Below are 22478 nucleotides of genomic sequence, written 5' to 3'. Positions count from 1 at the left end.
TTTAATAAAATTACGAAATAAAAATGAATACATCATAAATAGGAGAGGAGCTGTTTGTGCAACAACTTTTTAAAAGGAATGCTTAAAAAAAAATCTCAATTTATTTAATTGAGATTTTTTATTTAAAATAATAAAATTATTTATTGTTTTATAAAACGAATCACTTCGTTTGTTTTTAATTTTATGAAGTAAACACCATTTGATAGTTTTGATATATTAATAGTATCGTTATTGTTTATACTACCAGCAGATATGGTTTTACCTAAAATATTAATTATTGAGTAGCTAGTAGTAGTTTCTAGATTAGAGATTGTAATTGTTTCAGTAGCTGGGTTTGGAAAAAGACTAGGTTTATTAGCTATTCTAAAGTCATTATTAGAAAGAGTTAATGCTCCCCATGTAAAAGTGTCTAATGCCATATAGTCTAAATTCCCAGAAGACGTAAATGTAATTTCATCTACATTTGTATTGCTATGGTCTACGCTATCTGTTGAAGCCATATCTATAAATGTAAAACCATTGTTAGGAGTAAAAGTAGTTGGGTTTGCATAAGTTCCAGAAAAGACGAATTCGTAAACTGGAATAGGATTTCCATCTTTTTTCCCAGTTATTGTTAGGTCGCCAGAGTGAATACCTATGGCACTAGTAGAGCAAAATAAATAAAGAGATTTAATTGTTACGTCTGTTCCGTCTGCAGAACTTATTGTAAAACTACTTCCATTTCCATCTCCATTATTATTGTTGATACCAGTTAGATCAACAAATTTTTGATCAAAAGCTGTTCCGTTCCAACCACAATTAGAGCATTGGTCTGATGATCCAGGAGAAGTATCACTATTAGCGAAGCCATCTTCAAAAATATCATAATCCTCTCCTGTGGAACTCGTAATGTTGAATGTTAATCCGTTGTTTTCAGAAAAGGAGCTAGAGCCAGCATTTTCATTGTCAAAGGTTTCTGTGCCTTGTGCATTTGTAAATTGTGATACTAAAAATACCACACTAAAAGCAATTGTAAAAAAGTAATGTTTTTTCATAATAGGTTTTTTTGATTTGGGAATACAAAGTTAATAATAAATTAATTGACAATTTTACTAATTATTAAAATGAAAAAATCCCGAAACTAATTAGTTTCGGGATTTAAAATATTTGTTCTCTAGTTTATAAGTTTAACCATTGGTAGTAAATACTAAAGGGAACGTTATTTACTCATTTACAATAACCCATTCACCTTTAGAAATTAAAGGTTCGGCTTGTTTGTATTTAACTATTTTGTTTTCGCCACTCATTACATGTTTAATAGTCACTTTATCGTTACGTCCAATTTTTGGTTGGTCGCGAACAATAGTTTCTACTACTTGTCTTTGTTGTTGTGTGTTTCCTGCTTGTCTGTTTTGTGCAGAACGTTCATCTAAATTTTGTATTTCGTCTTTTTTAGTTTGTAAATTATCTTTTCTTTTTACTTGTTTAGCTTCACTAATAGCATTAGTGTTTTCGCTTGGTAATTCACCTTTAAACAAGAAAGAAATAACATCTTTATTAACTTGGTCAATCATTGTTTTAAACAATTCAAAAGCTTCAAACTTATAAATTAATAAAGGATCTTTTTGCTCATGTACTGCTAATTGAACCGATTGTTTTAACTCGTCCATTTTACGTAAATGCGTTTTCCAAGCATCATCAATAATAGCAAGTGTAATATTTTTTTCAAAATCGGTAACTAGTTCTTTACCTTTAGATTCGTATGCTTTCTCTAAATCGGTAACTACTTGTAACGTTTTTACACCATCTGTAAAAGGTACTACAATACGTTTGTACTTATCTCTTTGGTTTTCGTAAACATCTTTAATTACAGGGAAAGCAACTTCTGCATTGCGTTCCATTTTAGCTTTATAATGATCGAAAGCAGCAGTGTAAACACGTTTTGCTAATTCTGTAGCAGATAGTTTTCCAAATTCAGCTTCAGTAATTGGAGAAGCCATTGAAAAATAACGAATTAATTCGAATTCAAAATTCTTAAAATCACTTGCTCCTTTGTTTGTTTCGGCTATGCCTTCCGAAGTATCGAAAATCATGTTTGCTAAATCCACACGTAAACGTTCACCATTTAAGGCATTAAAACGACGTTTGTAAACAACTTCACGCTGCGCATTCATTACATCATCATACTCTAATAAACGCTTTCTAACACCAAAGTTATTCTCTTCAACTTTTTTCTGTGCACGTTCAATAGATTTAGAAATCATAGAATGCTGAATTACTTCACCTTCCTGTAATCCCATTTTATCCATCATTTTGGCAATACGCTCACTACCAAATAATCGCATTAAATTATCTTCTAAAGACACGTAAAACTGTGAGCTTCCTGGATCTCCTTGACGACCAGCACGACCTCTTAACTGTCTATCGACACGACGCGAATCGTGACGCTCTGTACCAACAATTGCTAATCCACCAGCTGCTTTTACTTCGTCGCTTAATTTAATATCTGTACCACGACCTGCCATGTTTGTAGCAATAGTTACTTGTCCTGCATTACCAGCTTGTGCTACAATATCTGCTTCTTTTTTATGTTGCTTTGCGTTTAAGACATTGTGGTCTATTTTACGAATGCTTAACATTTTACCTAATAACTCTGATATTTCAACATTAGTTGTTCCAATTAGTACTGGACGACCTGCTTGAGATAATCGTGTTACTTCGTCTATTACTGCATTGTATTTTTCGCGCTTTGTTTTGTAAACTAAATCTTCTTTATCTTTTCTAGCAATTGGTCTGTTTGTAGGAATTTCTACAACATCTAATTTATAGATTTCCCATAATTCGCCTGCTTCAGTTACAGCAGTACCTGTCATACCAGACAATTTGCGATACATTCTAAAGAAGTTTTGAAGTGTTACAGTTGCAAAAGTTTGTGTTGCATCTTCAATTTTTACATTTTCTTTTGCTTCAATCGCTTGGTGTAATCCATCGCTATAACGACGACCATCCATAATACGACCAGTTTGCTCATCTACAATCATTACTTTATTCTCCATAACAACGTATTGGTTGTCTTTTTCGAATAAAGCATATGCTTTTAATAACTGATTTAATGTGTGAATACGTTCAGATTTTATACCAAACTCTCTAAATAAATCTTCTTTAAGGTTAGCTTCTTCTTCTGAAGAAAGGCCTTTATCTTCAATTTTTGAAACTTCAATACCAATTTCTGGCATTACGAAGAAATCTGGATTGTCTTTTCCAGAGATATATTCTACACCTTTATCTGTTAATTCTATCTGATTATTTTTTTCTTCAATTACATAGTACAAGGCTTCATCAACCTTTGGCATCTCACGATTGTTGTCCGCCATGTATGTGTTTTCTGTTTTCTGAAGGATTTGTTTAACGCCTTCTTCACTTAAAAACTTAATAAGCGCTTTGTTTTTAGGGATACCTCTGTAAACTCTCAATAATTGAAAACCACCTTCTTTAGTGTCTCCACTAGCAATTAGCTTTTTAGCTTCTACTAAAGTTTGTGTTAACTGTTTACGTTGTACAGAAACGATGTCTTCGACCTTAGGTTTTAAGGCATCAAATTCATGCTCGTTACCTTTTGGTATTGGACCAGAAATAATTAATGGTGTTCTAGCATCATCCACTAATACAGAATCTACTTCATCTACAATAGCGTAATGGTGAGGGCGTTGTACTAAGTCGTCTGGCGAATTTGCCATGTTATCACGTAAATAATCGAAACCAAATTCGTTATTTGTACCATAAGTAATGTCAGAATTGTATGCTTTTTTACGACCATCACTATTTGGTTTGTGGTAATCGATACAGTCAATACTCATGCCATGGAATTGGAAAATTGGAGCCATCCAAGCCATATCTCGTTTTGCTAAGTAGTCGTTTACTGTTACTAAGTGCACACCTTTTTCGGCTAAAGCATTTAAGTAAACAGGTAAGGTTGCGACTAGGGTTTTACCTTCACCAGTTTGCATTTCTGCAATTTTACCTTGGTGCATAGCTATACCACCAATAAGCTGCACGTCGTAATGGATCATGTCCCAAGTAATTGGTTTTCCAACGGCATCCCAAGAGTTGGCCCAAGTTGCTTGGTCCCCATCTAGAGTTACATAGTCTCCCATTCCAGAAACTTCCCTGTCAAACGCACTAGCAGTAACTGTAATTTGGGTATTGTTTGTAAAACGTTTTGCTGTTTCTTTAACGACAGCAAAAGCTTCGGGTAAAATAGTGTTTAAAGTTTCTTCTACTGCTTCGTAAGACTCGTCTTCTATTTTATCAATTTCTTGATAGATGTCTTCACGTCTATCAATATCTTCAGTAGCATCTGCTTCTGCTTTAAGTTTGTCTTTACGCTCGTTAAACGGTTTACGTGTTTCTGCAATAATAGCCTTAAATTCTGCAGTTTTAGCTCTTAACTCATCGTGAGATAAAGATTCTAAAGCAGCTTCAAAGGTTTTAATTTTATCTACTAAAGGTGATATGGCTTGCACATCTTGTTTGGATTTGTCTCCAACAAATAGCTTTAGTACGGAATCTAAAAAACTCATAATTTTATGTTTTATATTTCGTTTGTAGCGTTTTATCTGTTTAAAACACTACAGTTGTTATGTTAGTTGTGTTGCGACTGTTACACTTAGTGCAGTCGAAGCACCTTTGTTTTCGATGCTATTTGCATAGCAAATTTAAGGGCTTAAATATACGTTTTTAGCTGTGGATGGCTAAATTTTAAAGCACAAAAAAAGTCCCAAATTGAGACTTTTTCCTTTTTGTTAAAGCGTAGCATTGCTATGTCTTTTAGTTGTTGAGATGTTGCATTGCAACGTCTTATTGGTATTAGAGATTATGCAAAGCATAATTTCTAGTACTCATCCTCATTCCAGAGGTAATCTTCATCTGTTGGGTAATCTGGCCAGATTTCTTCAATTGAGTCGTACGAATCTCCTTCGTCTTCAATTGCTTGTAAATTTTCAGTAACTTCTAAAGGTGCTCCAGTTCTAATCGCGTAATCGATAAGTTCGTCTTTAGTAGCAGGCCAAGGTGCATCACTTAAATGAGATGCTAATTCTAATGTCCAATACATTTCTTAATAGGTTTTATTTTTTGCAAAAATAAATTTTTAATTTTGATAGGCAAGAAAAAAGTGAATTATTTTTCAGTAATAAAAAAGAACATCATTTCTCACTGAAACTATTTGATACTAAATCTTTTGCAGTGTTATTTAATAACAGGACTCAAGTTTGTGTTTCTATATAGCTTTAATGCTTTTCAGGAATCCATTTTACTTCGTCTGCTTGTAAGTCATGAGACAACTTTCGTGCCAATACAAAAAGATAGTCAGAAAGACGGTTTAAATACATTAGAGCTTCTGGTAAAAATGGCTCTAATTCGTTTAATGCACTTGCTAAACGTTCGGCTCTTCTACACACACAACGTGCTATGTGACAGAATGACACTGTTTGGTGTCCTCCAGGAAGCACAAAATGCGTCATAGGTGGTAAGTCCTCGTTCATAGCATCCATTTCGTGCTCCAGAAGTTCTATATCTTCTGCTGAAATTTTATTGATGTTTAAACGTTCTTTCCCGTTTTTTAAAATTAATTTCTCTGGATCTGTTGCTAAAACGGCTCCAACAGTAAAGAGTTTGTTTTGTATTGTTGCTAAAATGTCTTTGTATTGCTGATTTATATTTTGGTCGCGAATAAGTCCTATATGAGAATTAAGTTCGTCTACTGTACCATAACTATCTATACGAATATGATGTTTTGGAACACGAGTACCACCAAATAGAGCTGTTGTACCTTTATCTCCTGTTTTTGTATATACTTTCATGTGTCTTTTTTTTTAAAAATTGGTCACATGTTGTTTCCAATTGGGTATTCTTTTAGGTGTTAAAATTTATTATGGAAGGTTTATACTTTCAAAGTTAAAAGTTATAAGTTAAAAGGTGAACGTTTTTAGTGGAAATTATTTAAACTTTTTATTATTGATGAAAACCAATATCAAACCAATAATTACTGCAATAAGAAGCCAAGGAATATTCATGAGTTTGTTTATAATAAATGAGACTACTTGCGGTTCATTTTTTTTCTAAATTTAGTTTTATTGTTTCTAAATTTTCGTTTGCGATTAATAACAGAAACAAATGCTTTTGCTAACAGTAATAATCCAAATAATGTGAGAATAGGTACTAACAGACTTATATCCTTATTTTAAAATGTTCTTTTTTCTGTTCTTTTCTAAAAAACACAAAGCCTAAAAAAAAGGTATCTATTGTTACTGTAACTTGAGGATGCTTTTTAATTATTTCCCAAGCCTCAGTCATTTCTTTAGACCAATAAATATCATCAAATATAAAAAAGGAATCGTTAGTTGTTGTTGTTAATAAGGTTTCAAAATAATCTAAAGTTGCTTGTTTTTGGTGATTGCCATCAAAATAGATTAAATCATATTTATTTAATGCTAAAGGTTTAATAGCGTCGTTAAAATCACCTGTAAGTATTTCTGTGTTTTTTAAGTTGAATTGCCCTAGCGTTCCTTTTGTATAAGCCGAAATATTTGGACAACCTTCTATAGAGGTCATTTTAATTTCTGGATTTGCAACTGCCATAGCATGAGTTGCAATACCTAAAGAAGTACCTAATTCTAAAATGGTATTAATTTGAAGATAATTTACTAAACGAAATAGTAGTTTAGATTCTTTTTTAGAAGCACCTACTTTCTGTACCATTTTAGAAACCGAACGTTGGCTAGTTTTAAAAACACGACTGCCAGAACCTAAATCTATAACATTTATAGTGTCTTTACTTTTTCTAAGCGCTTTTCTATAGGAAGCTATTTCTTTATACTTATTGTATTTAGATTTATCGTAAAAACATTTTGTTATTAAATTATAGACAAAAGGAGAGTGCACACCATGTTGGTTTGTGGAACGCTTTAAAAATTTTATGTAGGCTATTATTTGTTGCAACATTTTGAACACCTCTTTCTTTAAATGTCTTTAGGGACATTTAAATTCATTCTCCTCTTTGAAAAAAAGAGGAGAGCGTTTTAACGATTATAATTGTTGTTAAAATTATTTTTTATTCTGTTTCCTTAGTTAACTATAACGAGTATTTTTATTTAATATTATTAGTTTCTGAGCTCCTCTTTCTTCAAATGTCTTAAGGGACATTTAAATTCATTCTCCTCTTTGAAAAAAGAGGATAATGCTTGAGCAAAATAGTATTAGGTGTTTTATTTAAATAATTTAAGTTGTTATTTTTTTTCCTCTGTATAAATAACTAATGGTGTTATTCAACATTAATTTATAATCCACAGTTTTCTGCAAGCATAATCAACTGCTCACCGAATACTGCTTACTGAGGACTATTACCCTTCCAGTTTCTCAGTTAATTCTAACCAGCGCATTTCTTTTTCTTCTATGCTGTCGATAATAACTTGTAGTTTGCTCGAAAGTTTATTTATCTCTTCTGTAGAAAGTTCAGGATTTAAGAATTTCTTTTCCAATTCTATTTTATCGAACTCTAACGTTTTTATTTTGCTTTCTAAGTTTTTGTACTCCTTTTGTTCGTTATAAGATAGCTTTACATTATTGTTCTTTTTCCAATTTTTCTTTTCTTTTTTTTCTTCTTCGGAAACTTCGGAGATAACAGGTTTGCTATCTTCGTAAGCTCTATAATCACTATAATTTCCAGGAAAATCTTCAACAACACCTTCTCCTCTAAAAATAAATAGGTGATCTACTATCTTATCCATAAAATAACGGTCGTGAGAGACTACCAAAAGGCAACCAGGAAAATCTAATAAGAAAGCTTCTAGTACATTTAAAGTTACAATATCTAAATCGTTTGTTGGCTCATCGAGAATTAAAAAGTTAGGATTCTGTATTAAAACAGTACATAAATATAAACGCTTACGTTCTCCACCACTTAGTTTTTCGACAAAATCGTATTGCTTTTTTCTATCGAATAAAAAGCGCTCTAATAATTGTTGTGCACTAATTTGTTTTCCTTTTTTTAATGGAATGTAATCACCAAACTCACGAACAATATCTATAACTTTTTGGTTTGGTTTTGGAGTAATACCGCCTTGTGTGTAATATCCAAACTTTACAGTTTCTCCAATAACTATCTTTCCAGAATCTGGTTGTGCGCTTTCTGTTAAAATATTTAAAAAAGTCGACTTTCCTGTTCCGTTTTTTCCAATAATCCCTGCACGTTCACCTTTTTGGAACATGTAATTAAAGCCATCTAGTATTACTTTGTCTTTGTAAGATTTAGAGACTTTTTTAAGCTCAACAATTTTACTACCCAAACGCTCCATATTTAATTCTAATTGAATTTCATGGTCGTTTCTACGTTGGCTTGCTTTGTGTTTAATTTCGGTAAAATCGTTTATTCTCGATTTAGATTTTGTAGTACGTGCTTTTGGTTGGCGACGCATCCAGGTTAATTCCTTTTTAAAAAGTTGTTTGGCTTTACCAGTTTCTACAGTTTGTTGTTCTATCCTAGCTTCCTTTTTTTCTAAATAATAAGAGTAGTTTCCTTTATACGAAAATAATTCACCTTGATCCAGTTCTATAATTTCATTACAAACACGCTCTAAAAAGTAACGATCATGCGTTACCATAAATAAGGTGATGTTTTCTTTTGCGAAAAATTCTTCTAACCATTCTATCATTTCTAAATCTAAATGATTTGTTGGCTCATCAAGAATTAAAAGGTCAGGTTTATTAATTAAAGCATTAGCTAAAGAGAGGCGTTTTTTCTGCCCACCAGACATGCTACTTACTTTTTGTTGTAAATCTTCTAGCTTTAGTTTAAAGAGAATTTGCTTGTATTGTGTTTCAAAATCCCAAGCATTTTGTATATCCATTTGCTCGAATGCTACTTGATAAGCTTCGGCATCTTCAGGATTTAAAAGTGCCTTCTCGTAGTTTTTAATAACATCTAGAATAGGATTGTCGCTATTAAAAATGGTGTCTTCAACAGAAAGCTCGCTATTTAAGTAAGGTTCTTGAGGTAAAAAAGATACTTTAATATCTTTTCTGAAAATAACATTACCAGAATCTGGCTCGTCGGTTTTTTCAAGAATATTTAATATGGATGTTTTTCCAGTACCATTTTTCGCAACGAATGCTACTTTTTGGCCTTTATGGATACTAAAAGAGATGTCTTCAAAGAGTGTTAGCTCTCCATAAGATTTTGATATACTTTCAACAGTTAAATAAGTCAATGGTTGTTTTTTTACAAATAACGTACAAAAAACTAAAAGAGCTTGTATAAGTTTCGCTCTTCATTAATTTAAAAATTAAATTAAAATTATAACGGATTGGATTAAAAACTATCGAACATTTATAAAACAACAGACAAGAAACCAAAAAATCCGACAAAAGTTTTGTTATTCACGACGAAAGGTTATATTTGTGACTAATCTAAGCGCCAGATAATGAATAAATTTATAGTAGCTATTGCTATACTATTCAGTATATTATGTTCTTCTTGTATTACTAATAAAGACGTGGTTTATCTTCAAGATAAAGGTACGGTTGTTAATGATTCTCTGTTGTTAAAAGACATGGGAAAGCCTTATCGTGTTCAAATTAACGATGTTCTTAGTATAAATATAAAATCTGCAGATTCTGAATTAGCAAAATTAGTAGCGGTTTTTACGCCTACAGGAAAAGCAGGAAGTACGAGTGGTCAAGAAGCATTATATTATGATGGTTTTACAGTCGATTTACATGGTAATATTGAATTTCCCATATTAGGAAAAATAAATGTTTTAGGTTTTACTACAGACGAAATTAATGCAAAAGTAAAGCAGTCTTTATTCGATAATTACCTAAAAGATGTTTCTAAAATTTTTATAACAGTTAAGTTAGCGGGATTACGTTATACTGTTTCTGGAGAAGTAAATGGTTCTGGAGTGTTAACATTGTTTCAAGATCGTGTTAATATTATTGAAGCATTGGCAAATGCAGGAGATATAAAAGATACTGGTGATAGAACAGATGTTTTAGTTGTTAGGCAATATCCACAAGGACAGAAAATACACCACATAGATTTAACAGATATGGTTGCTATGCAATCTCCATATTATTATATTCAATCTAACGACATGATTTTGGTGAAACCATTAAAGCGAAAAGCTTTAGGAGCAGGACAAACTGCAACTCAAACATTAACGACTATAGCTTCAATTTTTTCGGTCTTAGTGTCTACATTCTTTTTAGCAAAAAATCTTTAAAAGTGATTATTTATGAATGATGAATTTGAACTTTTAGAATCGCAATCTCAATCATCTTTTGATGTTAAGGCCTTTTTAATACGTGCTTTAAGTTATTGGAAATGGTTTATACTTTGTATAGGTCTAGGTGTGTTTATTGTGTATCAGCAAAATATTAGAAAACAACAATCGTATAGATTGAGTACGCAAATATCTGTTGAGGATGATAAAAACCCATTGTTTACTTCTAATACAAGTTTGACTTTTAATTGGGGAGGAGTTTCTGGAAAAGTAAAAACGATAATGACTAATTTAAAGTCTAGATCGCATCATGAAAAAGTTGTAGACAGTTTAGCCTTTTACATTAGTTACCTTAAGCAATCACGTTTTAGAAAAGACGATATTTATAAAGCGGCACCTTTTAAGTTAAAACTAACACCAAACACGTTTCAAGTATTAAATCACCCTATAAAAATTACGTTTTTAGAAGACGAAAAAATAGAAATACAAACTGAATTTGAAACACCAACATTAAGGACTCAAAATTTCAATACTAAAGAGCATAAGACTATCTCTGTTGCAAATGGAATAAAAAAGTATCAAGCCACTTTAAACACGCCTATTGATTTACCATTTCTAAAAGGAATGATTACCAAAAGGGCAAAACGCGAGTTTGGCGTTGGCGATTCGTATTATATTCAGTTAAGCGATTTTGATGGTGTTGTATATAACTATAAAAGCAAATTATATATAGACAACCCAGCAAACTCTTCTATACTTAATTTAAGTATGACAGATGTTAACACATCTAAAATTGTCGATTATTTAAATAAATCTGTAGATATATTAAGAAAAGATCAATTAGATAAAAAAAACCTATTTGTTACCAATACTATTGCTTTTATAGACAAGCAGCTTGCTCGCGAAAAAGCCAAACTAAGTTCTAGAGCAGATTCTTTAAATAATTATAGAGAGAAGAATAAGATTTTTAATTTAGATGAAGAAAACCTTCTAATAAACGAAAAACTATCTCAATTCGAAGTAGAGCGTGATAATATTAATAGAAAACTGGCTTACTATAAGAGTCTTAGAACATATTTAGAAACTAGTAATGCGTTTACAGATTTGCCTGCACCATCAATAGCTGGTATTGATGATAGTAATATTCTTAATAATATTTCTAAGATTAATGTTTTGTCTGTACAGAAATCTAAATATGAAGCTACTGTAAGAAGTGATGCGTCTATTTTTACAGACTTAAATAATCAAATAAATGGTCTTAAATCTGTGCTTTTAGAGAACATAAGTTCTGCAACCGGAGGTTTACGTCGTGAACTTAATTTTGTTATAGGAAAAATAGGCCAGAGTAATAGTAAAATAAGAAAGCTTCCTAAAGACCAACAACAGTTACTATCTATTCAGCGTCAATATGCTTTAAGCGAGCAGACTTATAATATGTTTTTAGCCAAGCGTGGCGAAGCAGACATTATTAAATCGGCAAGTGTAAGCGATGTTCAAATTATAGATACAGCTAAAGATACAGGAGCAATACCAATAGACTTAAAACTAAGTGCGCGCTATGTTTTTGCTTTTTTAGGTGGTTTTTTATTACCATTACTAGCAGCATTTTTGTTTACATTTTTCGATAATAAACTGCATAATCCACAGAGTTTAGAAAAATTATCGAAAATCCCATTATTAGGTGTCGTTGGTAAAAACACAACTAAAAACAATTTAGCAGTACACTTGAAGCCTAAGTCTACAGTAGCAGAGGCTTTTAGAAGTTTAAGATCCAGTTTGCAGTATATCTATAAAAAGCATGCTGTTGATGGCTCTAAAACGGTTATGATTACTTCTTCTGTAAGTGGAGAAGGTAAAACCTTTTGCTCTATTAATATAGCAACCGTTTTTGCGCTTAGTGGAAAGAAAACAGTATTAGTAGGATTAGATTTAAGAAAGCCAAAAATATTTGACGATTTCGAAGTTAAAAATAGTATTGGCTCTGTAAATTATCTTATAGGCCAAAAAACGTTATCAGAAATCACACAGCAAACACAAATTGAGAATTTAGATTTAATTGTATCTGGTCCAGTACCACCAAATCCTTCAGAGTTATTAATAGGTGAAACTATGGATAAATTTATAGAAGAATTAAAGGCTAAATACGATTATATAATATTAGATACACCTCCAATTGGTTTAGTAGCAGATGCTTTAGAATTAGCAGAATATGTTGATGCTACATTATATGTTGTAAGACAAGATTATACTAAAAAAGGCATGCTAAGTCTTATTAACGATAAATTTAAACGTAAAGAATTAAGTAACATTAGTTTTATTTATAATTTCTACGATCAAAAAGGGACGTATGGTTATGGCTACGGTTATGGTTACGGTTATGGCTACGGTTATGGCACTTATGGTAATGGCTATCATGAAGATGAAGAAAGAAAAAAAGGCTTGTTAAGTAAGATAATTAGCTCGTTTAAATTAAAAAAATAATATTGAATACTGAAACAACACCTCAAGACTGGTTATATACTATCTCTCCTAAACGAAAAATGGTAGATCTAAATTTTAAAGAAATTTGGCGCTATCGCGATTTGCTGTTTTTGTTTGTTAAACGAGATATTATAACAGTATATAAACAGACTATATTAGGACCATTATGGTTTTTTATTCAGCCTTTATTTACCTCAGTAATATTTACATTAATATTTAATAATTTAGCATCAATTCCAACAGGAGAAGGTGTGCCAGCATTTTTATTTAATCTAGCAGGTATTACCTCATGGAATTATTTTAGTGCTTGCTTAACGGGTACAAGTAATACCTTTAAAGCTAATCAAGGTATTTTTGGTAAAGTCTATTTTCCCAGAGTAATAACACCACTGTCTGTTGTGTTTTCTAACCTTTTAAAGTTTGGTATTCAACTATTGGTGTTTGTAATTTTTTATATTTATTTTGTGTTTTTCACAGATCAAGCATCTGCTGCTTCACCAAAAGCAGCAATACTTTTATTGCCTTTTTTAATCGTTTTTATGGGATTATTTGGTTTGGGTTTCGGCATGATTTTATCATCATTAACTACCAAATATCGTGATTTAACATTTTTGGTGAGTTTTGGTGTGCAATTGTTAATGTACGGTTCTGCGGTAATGTATCCATTATCTTATTTTAAAGAACGTTTACCTGAGTATTCTTGGTTAGTAGAGTATAATCCTATGACCACAATTATTGAACTTTTTAGATATATGACTTTGGGGATTGGTGACTTCTCTCTCAATAAATTTTTATATGCAGGAATTATAAGTGTAGTTCTATTTTTATTAGGTTTAATAATATTTAATAAAACCGAAAAAACCTTTATAGATACAGTTTAGTCTGAGCTATTTTTTTAATTATGAACGAGAATAAAAATGTTTTAATTTGTATAGGCACAAGACCCGAGGCTATTAAAATGGCACCAGTTTATTTTGAGTTTTTAAAATCTGGTTACAATACAAAACTTTGTGTGACTGCTCAGCATAGAGACTTGTTAGATCAAGTGTTGCATTTTTTTAAAATGACTCCAGATTTCGATTTAGATTTAATGACACCTAATCAAACCTTAAATATGTTAAGTTCTAGAATTCTAGAAGGTATTGATAACATCTTTATAGAACAGAAAATAGATCTTGTTTTGGTGCATGGAGATACTACAACCTCTAGTGTTATTGCTTTAGCTGCTTTTAATAGAAAAATTAAAGTAGCACATGTAGAAGCAGGATTAAGAACTTATAACAAGCAGTCTCCATTTCCAGAAGAAATGAATAGACAACTAACAGGTAGATTGGCAGATTTTCATTTTGCGCCTGGAGAAACGGCAAACCAAAACCTTAAAAAGGAAGGTGTTTTAGTAAATAACATTTTGGTTACTGGTAATACAGTAATAGATGCTTTAAAAATAACGAGCACTATTTTAGACGAAGGTTTTAATAATACTATTATTCAAAACTTAAATGAGAAAATAGATTTTAATAAAAAAATAGTTCTGGTTACAGGACACAGAAGAGAAAATTTTGGAGAAGGTTTCGAGTCAATTTGTAATGCTTTAGTCGAAATTTCTAAAGATAGCGATGTGGAACTTGTTTTTCCAGTACATCTCAATCCTAACGTTCAAGAAGTGGTTTATAAGCGACTTTCTAATTTGCCAAATGTGCATTTAATAGCGCCTTTAGATTATCCAACGTTTATTTGGATTATGAAGAAATCTCACCTTATTATTTCAGATTCTGGAGGTGTTCAAGAAGAAGCACCAACCTTTGGAGTGCCAGTTTTAGTAACGCGTACAGTAACAGAACGTCAAGAAGGTATTACTGCTGGATGCTCATTTTTAGTAGGTACTAATAAAATTGTAATCGTTACAAAAGCAAAAGAAATTTTGTCTAAATCTAAAGATTATAATAAAACCATAAACCCTTATGGAGATGGTAACGCATCAAAAAAAATTGTTGACTTTTTTAAAAGTAGAACATGGTAGATAGTAAAGACATTATATTAAAAGCCGAGAACATTTCTAAACAATACCGTTTAGGTATGGTTGGTACAGGAACTATAAGTCACGATTTAAACCGTTGGTGGAATCGTGTGCGAGGCAAGGAAGATCCATATTTACAAGTTGGAGAGGCAAACGATCGTAGTACAAAAAGCGATAGCGACTATGTTTGGGCATTACAAGATATTAATTTTGAAGTTAAAAAAGGAGAGGTTTTAGGTATTATAGGTAAAAATGGTGCAGGTAAATCGACCCTTTTAAAAATATTATCTAAAGTAACAGGTCCAACAACTGGCGAGATAAAAACTAGAGGACGTATAGCGTCTTTATTAGAAGTAGGTACAGGTTTTCATGGCGAAATGACAGGACGCGAAAACATCTTTTTAAATGGTGCTATTTTAGGAATGACCAAAAAGGAAATTACTGCTAAAATAGACGAGATTATCGAGTTTTCTGGTTGCCAACGTTATATAGATACACCTGTAAAACGCTATAGTTCTGGTATGACAGTGCGTTTAGCATTTGCAGTAGCAGCCTTTTTAGAGCCCGAAATATTGGTTATTGATGAGGTATTAGCAGTTGGTGATGCAGAATTCCAAAAGAAAGCGATTGGGAAAATGCAAGATATTTCTCGTGGCGATGGTAGAACTGTTTTGTTTGTGAGCCATAATATGGCAGCGGTTAAGAGTTTGTGTACTAGGGCTTTGGTGCTTAAAAATGGGAAAACAACCTTTGAAGGAGATGTAGAAGAAGCTGTTATGTTTTATTTAGAAGGATCAGAAGTTGATTCAAAAGTAAATACATTTCATGATAGAAAAGGAAGTGGAAAATTAAAAATAAAAGAAATTGAAATACAAGGTAAAAATAAAAATAAAACACCACAAACGGGATTTCCATTTGCAATCACCTTTTCTCTAGATAATAATATTCAAGCTAAACTTAATGATGTCCAAATGGATTTACGAATAGATGATAATTTAGGACAAAGAATAGCTTGGCTTAGTACTAGTTTAGTTAATTTTAGTGAAGAAAATGAGATAGTAAATAAGCTGGTTTTTAAAATTGATAAACTAAACCTTAACAAAGGTATATATTATGTTACTACATATATAATGGTTAAAAACGAAGAATCAGATTGGATTCAGAACGCATTTTCTTTTGAAGTAGAAGAAGGAGATTATTATGGTAATGGTGCATCTGTTTCAGTTAGTCAAAGTAAAGCCTTGTTTAATTTTAAAGTCTCAAATGTATTATGATTAATAAAATAAAAAGGTTGGTTAAGGAGAATAGAGAATTCCAACAATCACAAATAAAATATCTAAAAGAATTAGAATGGGCTCAAGTATATCATGATAGTATTAGAGGTCAAAAAGCAATCGAAAACTTGCCATTAAATATTGGTAGATGGGCTGGTAACTATACTTTTTTTTATATACTTAATAGAGTTCTAAAAGACAACAAACCATTAAGTATATTAGAAATGGGTTTAGGAGAATCTTCTAAGTTTATCTCTACTTATTTAGACTCTAATTTAACTAAATCAACTCATTTAATAATTGAACAAGACAAAAGCTGGGCATCAACATTTGAATCACAATTTTTATTATCCAAAAGATCTAAAATTGAGATTTGTCCAATAGTTGAAAGAGATGTTAAAAATTTCCAAGTGAAGGTTTATGAAAATTTTAAATCGATAATTGAAAATAATTACGACTTATATGTTGTCGATGGGCCGCATGGAAGTCCTCGTTTCTCTAGGTACGATATAGTGTATGCTGCTAAGAAAATGGACAAAAACCAGCAGTTTATAATTATTCTCGATGATTATCAACGACAAGGAGAAAAAGATACTTTTTACGAATTACAATCTGTCTTTAAGCAAAAAGGTATAACTATATTTTATCAAACTTATTTTGGCGCTAAAGAAGTAAAGGTTATTACTACCGAGAAGTATAAACATTGTTGTTCTATGTAAAATAAGCTTTTCTTTTTATTAATAATCTTATGTTCTGTAATTATTAATAAGCAGCTGCAAATATAAAAACTTTTGCTAATAATATGAAAACCCATTCAAACCAAAATATTTTATTGAATGTTCTTACCCGAACATCCAATCGTCCTTTTGGTTTTTCAAATTGCCATAAGTCTATTATAAATCAAACTTACAATAACGTAAACCATATTGTGTCTTACGATAATGAAAAAGATTTAGATTACCTTAAATTATATAATGTTGAAAAAATTAAGGTTAATGTAAATATTCCTGTTGTTGAACATAAAGACGGTCACATACACGCACCTTATAATTTATATTGTAACTCATTATTAAATCAAGTAAAAAGTGGTTGGATAATGTTTTTAGATGATGATGATAATTTGCTACATAATAAAGTTTTAAAAGAAATTGTGTCTAAAATAAAAAAAGCAAACGACGACACTATTTTTATATGGCAAATGAGATATCCTGATGGGAAAATTTTACCTAATGAAGAACAATTTAATTCAAAGGAAATAAAACTTAATACAATAGGTTCATGTTGTATTATTTTTCACTCTAAGTATAAAGATGAAGCACAATGGGATCAATGGAAAGCCTCAGATTTTAGATTTATTAAAGCTTTATCTAGCAAAGTGCCTAATATAGAATGGATAAAAAAAGTTTATGTTCAAATTAATAATTTTGGAGATTATGGAAATAAAAACGACATCTCAAATTCTGTTGTAGATAATAAGATTTATAATAAAAATTTTATCTGGTGGTTTTTACCAAAATATCATCAAACTATTTTTGGTATTTATATATTTAAAAAAGAAACCTATTCTACTTTTTTTAATAGAGTAAAAAGAAAATTAAATCAATAATAAAATAAATGCTTGCAATTGTAATTCCATATTATAAATTATCTCATTTTAATGAGACTTTAAAATCTTTATCGATTCAGACCAATAAGCGCTTTAAAGTATATATTGGTAATGACGCGAGTCCTGAAGATCCATTACATTTATTAGAGAAATATAAAACACAATTACATATTGTTTACCATCATTTTGAAGAGAATTTAGGAGGTGTGTCGTTACCAAAACAATGGGAACGCTGTATTAATTTAACTAATAATGAAGAATGGATTATGATATTGGGTGATGACGATTATCTAGAAGAGAATGTCGTTGAATCTTGGTACGAAAATTACAATAAATTTGTATCTAAAACAAACTTGATAAGGTTTGCTACTAAAATTGTAAATGAAAAAGATGACACTATTTCAGATAGTTATAAACACCCAATTTGGGAGTCTGCAACAGATGCTTATTTTAGAAAATTTAATTATTTAACAAGAAGCTCCTTGTCAGAGTATATTTTTAAAAAACAATCCTTTGTTAAATATGGTTTTTATAATTACCCACTAGCTTGGAACAGTGATGATCATGCTTGGCTAGATTTTTCAGATAATAAACCTATTTATACTATAAATGAAACCTTGGTTTATTTCAGGTTATCGAATTTAAATATTTCTGGAAAAGATGATAATCTATTGGTTAAGAGTGTTTCTCAAACAATATTTTATAAAAACTTAATTAACAGAAAGCTTAAGTTTTACAAAAAAACAGATAAAATAAAAATATTAAGAAGATATGAAAATCATATTCTAAAAACTAGAAAACTAACGTACAGAGAATGGATATATTTATTGTATCTGTACTCGAGACAATTGCATTTTATTGAATTTAAAAAAATAATAAAAAGATTTTTGAATACTAAATTAGGTAGGTATGAATATTAACGTTTCAATAATAGTTCCATGTTATAACCAATCGCAGTTTCTTGACGAGGCACTTGCTAGTGTCTATCATCAAACTGCCAAAGATTGGGAATGTATTATTGTAGACGATGGTAGTAAAGATCAAACAAAAGAAGTTGCTAAAAGATGGTGCGATAAAGATTCTAGGTTTTTATACATATATCAAGAGAACGCTGGGTTAAGTGCGACTAGAAATACAGGAATAAATAGAGCTAAAGGTATCTATGTATTGCCATTAGATGCAGATGATAAAATTGCAGACAATTATATTGCTTTAGCCTTAAGTACTTTTAAAAAAGATGAAGCCATTAAAGTGGTTTATGCAAAAGCAGAAAAGTTTGGATCAGTATCTGAAAAATGGAATTTAAAAGATTTTTCACTTAAAAATTTGAGTAGAAATAATATGATTTTTTGCTCTGCTTTATTTAGAAAGTCTGATTGGGAACGTATTGGAGGTTACGATGAAAATATGTTATACGGTTGGGAAGATTGGGAGTTATGGATAGCAATGCTTAAAAACGGAGGCAAAGTAGTTAAGTTAGATAATACTTGTTTTTTCTATAGGATAAAAGAAAGTTCTATGCTTACAGGTATAGATAAAAATAAAGCAGACTATTTATTAAACTACCTTAATGTAAAGCACGCAGATTTTTTTGTAAAGCATTATGGAACTTTTCAAGATTTAGATAGAGAAATAATTTTGTTACAAGAAACCCATAAAGAACAAATGGACAGCGAAAAATATGTAATTGATGTTTTTTTTAGCAAATTCCTTGGCTTTTCTATTTTCGGAAAATATAAAAAGAATAGAAATTAAATAAATGAAGAAAAAAGACATTCAATTTCTAGCTTATTATTTACCACAATTTCATCCTATTCCTGAAAATGATGCTTGGTGGGGAAAAGGCTTTACGGAATGGACAAATGTAAAAAAAGCAAAACCATTATTTAAAGGCCACCAACAACCTATAATCCCAGGTGAGTTAGGATATTATGATTTGTTGAAACAGCCTATCATACAAGAAGAACAAGCTAAATTAGCAGGAGAGAACGGTGTCGATGGTTTTATATATTATCAATATTGGTTTGATACAGATAAGATGTTATTAGAGAAGCCAGCAGAAGCTATGCTTGCTAATAAAAATATTGATATTCCATTCTGTTTTTGCTGGGCAAACGAAACATGGAAAGGCATATGGCATGGTTTAGATAACCCAGAAGTATTGGTAGAGCAATGCTATAGTGGTGTTAAAGGATATCAAGAATATTTTAATTATTTACTACCATTTTTTAAAGACAAACGGTATATATTGGTAGATAATAAACCAATGTTTCATATTTATCGCATTGAGGATATTCCAGATTTTAAAGCATTTACAGACACGTTTAATAGTTTAGCTAAGCAAGCTGGTTTTGATGGCGTTTATTTTATAGCAACAATTGTTTCTCAGCCTAATAATGTACTAGATAATACTAGTATTTATGGTCAAGTAGGAATAGATGTATTTCTTAAAATGCGCTACCAAAAACCTTCTTTTTTTAAGCTTGGAAGTATACTAAATAGAATTGAAAATAAATTAAAAACAAAGTTTGGAGCTTCTTATAAAATAGGTGTTCGCAAAAAACCTTTAATTTTCGATTATGCTAAAGGTGTGTCAGAATTTAATATTGAATCTCCACATAATAAGTATATACCTTGTGTATTTCCTAATTGGGATAACTCGCCAAGAAGCGGAAAAAAATCTTTAATCTTTAAAAATGCAACACCAGAAACTTGGAAAAAACACTTAGAAGTAGCAGTAGATGAGGTTAAAAAAAATGTTAACAATCCAAGATTTATTGTAATAAAGTCTTGGAACGAATGGGCAGAAGGGAATTATCTAGAACCTGATAAAAATTATGGATTACAGTGGTTAGAAGTTGTAAAAACAGTTAAAAATAAAATGATAGAAACAGAGCTATGATAAAAAATTTAGTTTCTATAGTTATGCCTGTATATAATGGCGAAAAATATTTGGTGGAAGCAATAAATAGTTGCTTAAACCAGACACACACTAACATAGAGTTAATTATAGTTAATGATTGTTCTACCGATAACAGTTTAGAGATTGCAACTAAATTTCAGGAAAAAGATAGTAGAATCGTTATTATTAACAATAAAAAAAATATAAAACTACCAGCGAGTTTAAATCTAGGACACAAAGCAGGTAAAGGAAGTTATGTAACTTGGACTAGTGATGATAATATATTTAATTTAAATGCCATTGAACGCTTATTAAAAGCATTAAAAACTAATAAAGTAGACCTTGTATATAGTGATATCTCAAAGATAGACAGTAATGGCAAAGAAATTAAAAAAGTATCGTTTTTAGATTTTGAAAACGTGCTGTTTGGTAATTTTATTGGATCCTGTTTTTTATATAAAATGGAAGTTTTTAATAAAAATAAAGGGTATAATGAATCATTGTTTTTAGTTGAGGATTACGATTTTTGGCTAAGAGCTTCTTTACATAGTGAGTTTTATCAGTTAAAAGAGAATCTGTATAATTATAGACTTCATGGAGATAGTTTAACCCATAGTATTTCTTCAAATAACGATAAAAATATACTTTTTATAAAAAATGTAGAATTAATGTACACTAATTTTGCAAAATCTATAATGGTAAGCAATCATGAGGTTATTGCTAAATTTCAAACCAATATTTTAATATATAGAGAAATAAAGTTCGACTGGCTTAAAAATAATAAGAGCATATTTTTTGAGTTTTTTAATGCGCTTTCTAAGTACAAAAACTACAGTAACAAAAGCGATTTAAAGAAACTGCTTATGAATAAAATAACGTATGTTTTTGTTTTAAATTATAAAGAAAGAAAAAACATTTTAAGAGCTGCATTTATAATTTTTAACTTTTATAGTGTATTAGATATCAAGACAATAAAGACACTAATTAAATATTCTTTTTTTAAAAAATAATGAAACCAACCGTAACAATTATAATGGCAACATACAATAGAGCTCAATACATTGTTGAGTCTATTAAATCCATACAAGCACAAACATTTGAAAATTGGGAATGCCTGATAATCGACGATGGTGGGACAGATAATACAAGTGAAGTTTTAAAACCCATTTTAGAAGAAGATAAACGCTTTTCTTATTTAAAAAGAACAGATAATTATACAAAAGGATTGCCAGGTTCAAGAAATTATGGATTAGATTTAGCAAAAGGTGATTACATTATATTTTTTGATGATGACGATATTGCACATCCTCAAAATTTAGAAATATGTTTAGATGAATTTGCTAAGGACGATATTTCTTTTTGTCGATACATAAGGCGTGTTTTTAGAGGTGATTTTAATTATAATTTCGACCTTTCTAAAGAATACACACATTTCTATATAGATAAAAGAGATATTAATAAAATTCTTAGAAATGAGCTTCAATTTAATTCTTGTGCAGTTATGTGGACAAAAGCATGCTACCAAAACCATCGTTATACAGAGCATTTAAAATATGCTGAAGAATGGGAGGTGTATTCAAGAATTATTACATCTGTTAATAAAGGAATATCTATAGATAAAGATTTGTATTACGGTAGAAAACACGAAGCATCAATTACTGGCGATTTCAATAACAAGAATGAAGCAAGTCTTAAATCTTATGCAGATGCAATACATTTAGTGATTACAGATTTACATAAAAAGCAATTATTAAATACAGAAATATTGCGTTATTTTGTTCAAGTTTCTTTAGATTATAAGGAGTATAACCTGTTTAATAGAATTTTTAATACACTAGACTATCCTTCTCTAAAAAAACTAAAATGGGAAGCTATTTATTTACACTTACCGCTTCGTTTATTTTTTTATAGAATTTATAAAAGACACATTAAATAACCT

The 22478-nt window shown here is 30.5% G+C and carries 18 protein-coding genes; 12 read left to right on the top strand and 6 right to left on the bottom strand.

Annotated elements, in window-relative coordinates:
- Positions 1–140: 140 nt before the first annotated feature.
- The 6 genes from CW733_RS08130 to CW733_RS08105 form a co-directional block, all read right to left on the bottom strand.
- A complete protein-coding gene (locus CW733_RS08130; protein ID WP_100996722.1) occupies positions 141–1034 on the bottom strand; it encodes a T9SS type A sorting domain-containing protein in 894 nt (297 codons plus the stop codon).
- Between the two features lie 168 nt (positions 1035–1202).
- Complete coding sequence (gene secA, locus CW733_RS08125; protein WP_100996721.1) at positions 1203–4559, bottom strand: preprotein translocase subunit SecA; 3357 nt, start codon at positions 4557–4559, stop codon at positions 1203–1205.
- A 311-nt stretch (positions 4560–4870) separates the two neighbouring features.
- Positions 4871–5092 carry a DUF2795 domain-containing protein gene (locus CW733_RS08120; protein WP_034057512.1) on the bottom strand — a complete coding sequence of 74 codons (222 nt, stop codon included), beginning with the start codon at positions 5090–5092 and terminating at the stop codon, positions 4871–4873.
- A gap of 175 nt (positions 5093–5267) precedes the next feature.
- The gene (locus CW733_RS08115) at positions 5268–5840 is read right to left on the bottom strand and encodes a cob(I)yrinic acid a,c-diamide adenosyltransferase (RefSeq protein WP_100996720.1); all 573 of its coding nucleotides are present in this window, start codon (positions 5838–5840) and stop codon (positions 5268–5270) included.
- 367 nt (positions 5841–6207) lie between these two features.
- Entirely contained in the window at positions 6208–6981 is a 774-nt protein-coding gene (locus CW733_RS08110; protein ID WP_100996719.1) for an O-methyltransferase, read from the bottom strand.
- Between the two features lie 398 nt (positions 6982–7379).
- A complete protein-coding gene (locus CW733_RS08105; RefSeq protein ID WP_100996718.1) occupies positions 7380–9245 on the bottom strand; it encodes an ABC-F family ATP-binding cassette domain-containing protein in 1866 nt (621 codons plus the stop codon).
- Between the two features lie 213 nt (positions 9246–9458).
- Here CW733_RS08105 and CW733_RS08100 point away from each other — a divergent pair, with 213 nt between their 5' ends.
- From CW733_RS08100 to CW733_RS08045, 12 genes are all read left to right on the top strand, one after another.
- Positions 9459–10259: a polysaccharide biosynthesis/export family protein gene (locus tag CW733_RS08100; protein WP_100996717.1), complete on the top strand. Its 801-nt coding sequence runs from the start codon at positions 9459–9461 to the stop codon at positions 10257–10259.
- Between the two features lie 12 nt (positions 10260–10271).
- Entirely contained in the window at positions 10272–12740 is a 2469-nt protein-coding gene (locus tag CW733_RS08095) for an exopolysaccharide transport family protein (RefSeq protein ID WP_100996716.1), read from the top strand.
- Between the two features lie 59 nt (positions 12741–12799).
- Positions 12800–13621, top strand: a complete 822-nt coding sequence (locus CW733_RS08090; protein ID WP_100998740.1) for an ABC transporter permease — start codon at positions 12800–12802, stop codon at positions 13619–13621.
- Between the two features lie 20 nt (positions 13622–13641).
- A complete protein-coding gene (wecB, locus tag CW733_RS08085; protein ID WP_100996715.1) occupies positions 13642–14760 on the top strand; it encodes a non-hydrolyzing UDP-N-acetylglucosamine 2-epimerase in 1119 nt (372 codons plus the stop codon).
- Entirely contained in the window at positions 14754–16031 is a 1278-nt protein-coding gene (locus CW733_RS08080; protein WP_100996714.1) for an ABC transporter ATP-binding protein, read from the top strand. Before wecB ends, CW733_RS08080 begins: the two co-directional genes overlap by 7 nt.
- Positions 16028–16750 carry a hypothetical protein gene (locus CW733_RS08075; protein ID WP_100996713.1) on the top strand — a complete coding sequence of 241 codons (723 nt, stop codon included), beginning with the start codon at positions 16028–16030 and terminating at the stop codon, positions 16748–16750. The genes CW733_RS08080 and CW733_RS08075 overlap by 4 nt, the downstream gene beginning before the upstream one ends.
- A gap of 83 nt (positions 16751–16833) precedes the next feature.
- Positions 16834–17637 carry a glycosyltransferase family A protein gene (locus tag CW733_RS08070; protein WP_100996712.1) on the top strand — a complete coding sequence of 268 codons (804 nt, stop codon included), beginning with the start codon at positions 16834–16836 and terminating at the stop codon, positions 17635–17637.
- An 8-nt stretch (positions 17638–17645) separates the two neighbouring features.
- Positions 17646–18557 (top strand): glycosyltransferase family 2 protein, encoded by a 912-nt coding sequence (locus CW733_RS08065; RefSeq protein ID WP_100996711.1) that lies wholly within the window; start codon positions 17646–17648, stop codon positions 18555–18557.
- Positions 18547–19392 (top strand): glycosyltransferase family A protein, encoded by an 846-nt coding sequence (locus CW733_RS08060; RefSeq protein ID WP_100996710.1) that lies wholly within the window; start codon positions 18547–18549, stop codon positions 19390–19392. The genes CW733_RS08065 and CW733_RS08060 overlap by 11 nt, the downstream gene beginning before the upstream one ends.
- A 4-nt stretch (positions 19393–19396) precedes the next feature.
- The gene (locus CW733_RS08055) at positions 19397–20539 is read left to right on the top strand and encodes a glycoside hydrolase family 99-like domain-containing protein (RefSeq protein ID WP_100996709.1); all 1143 of its coding nucleotides are present in this window, start codon (positions 19397–19399) and stop codon (positions 20537–20539) included.
- Entirely contained in the window at positions 20536–21549 is a 1014-nt protein-coding gene (locus CW733_RS08050; protein ID WP_100996708.1) for a glycosyltransferase family 2 protein, read from the top strand. Before CW733_RS08055 ends, CW733_RS08050 begins: the two co-directional genes overlap by 4 nt.
- Positions 21549–22475 (top strand): glycosyltransferase family 2 protein, encoded by a 927-nt coding sequence (locus CW733_RS08045; protein WP_100996707.1) that lies wholly within the window; start codon positions 21549–21551, stop codon positions 22473–22475. The genes CW733_RS08050 and CW733_RS08045 overlap by 1 nt, the downstream gene beginning before the upstream one ends.
- Positions 22476–22478 lie beyond the last annotated feature (3 nt).

Origin of the sequence: Lacinutrix sp. Bg11-31 (genome assembly GCF_002831665.1) — a bacterium.
GTDB lineage: Bacteria > Bacteroidota > Bacteroidia > Flavobacteriales > Flavobacteriaceae > Lacinutrix.
This window is presented reverse-complemented; position numbering and strand designations above follow the sequence as displayed.

Coding starts and splice junctions, on each gene's coding strand:
- CW733_RS08130 (WP_100996722.1), bottom strand. CDS start 1,034: ATGAAAAAACATTACTTTTTTACAATTGCTTTTAGTGTGGTATTTTTA.
- secA (WP_100996721.1), bottom strand. CDS start 4,559: ATGAGTTTTTTAGATTCCGTACTAAAGCTATTTGTTGGAGACAAATCC.
- CW733_RS08120 (WP_034057512.1), bottom strand. CDS start 5,092: ATGTATTGGACATTAGAATTAGCATCTCATTTAAGTGATGCACCTTGG.
- CW733_RS08115 (WP_100996720.1), bottom strand. CDS start 5,840: ATGAAAGTATATACAAAAACAGGAGATAAAGGTACAACAGCTCTATTT.
- CW733_RS08110 (WP_100996719.1), bottom strand. CDS start 6,981: ATGTTGCAACAAATAATAGCCTACATAAAATTTTTAAAGCGTTCCACA.
- CW733_RS08100 (WP_100996717.1), top strand. CDS start 9,459: ATGAATAAATTTATAGTAGCTATTGCTATACTATTCAGTATATTATGT.
- CW733_RS08095 (WP_100996716.1), top strand. CDS start 10,272: ATGAATGATGAATTTGAACTTTTAGAATCGCAATCTCAATCATCTTTT.
- CW733_RS08090 (WP_100998740.1), top strand. CDS start 12,800: ATGGTAGATCTAAATTTTAAAGAAATTTGGCGCTATCGCGATTTGCTG.
- wecB (WP_100996715.1), top strand. CDS start 13,642: ATGAACGAGAATAAAAATGTTTTAATTTGTATAGGCACAAGACCCGAG.
- CW733_RS08080 (WP_100996714.1), top strand. CDS start 14,754: ATGGTAGATAGTAAAGACATTATATTAAAAGCCGAGAACATTTCTAAA.
- CW733_RS08075 (WP_100996713.1), top strand. CDS start 16,028: ATGATTAATAAAATAAAAAGGTTGGTTAAGGAGAATAGAGAATTCCAA.
- CW733_RS08070 (WP_100996712.1), top strand. CDS start 16,834: ATGAAAACCCATTCAAACCAAAATATTTTATTGAATGTTCTTACCCGA.
- CW733_RS08065 (WP_100996711.1), top strand. CDS start 17,646: ATGCTTGCAATTGTAATTCCATATTATAAATTATCTCATTTTAATGAG.
- CW733_RS08060 (WP_100996710.1), top strand. CDS start 18,547: ATGAATATTAACGTTTCAATAATAGTTCCATGTTATAACCAATCGCAG.
- CW733_RS08055 (WP_100996709.1), top strand. CDS start 19,397: ATGAAGAAAAAAGACATTCAATTTCTAGCTTATTATTTACCACAATTT.
- CW733_RS08050 (WP_100996708.1), top strand. CDS start 20,536: ATGATAAAAAATTTAGTTTCTATAGTTATGCCTGTATATAATGGCGAA.
- CW733_RS08045 (WP_100996707.1), top strand. CDS start 21,549: ATGAAACCAACCGTAACAATTATAATGGCAACATACAATAGAGCTCAA.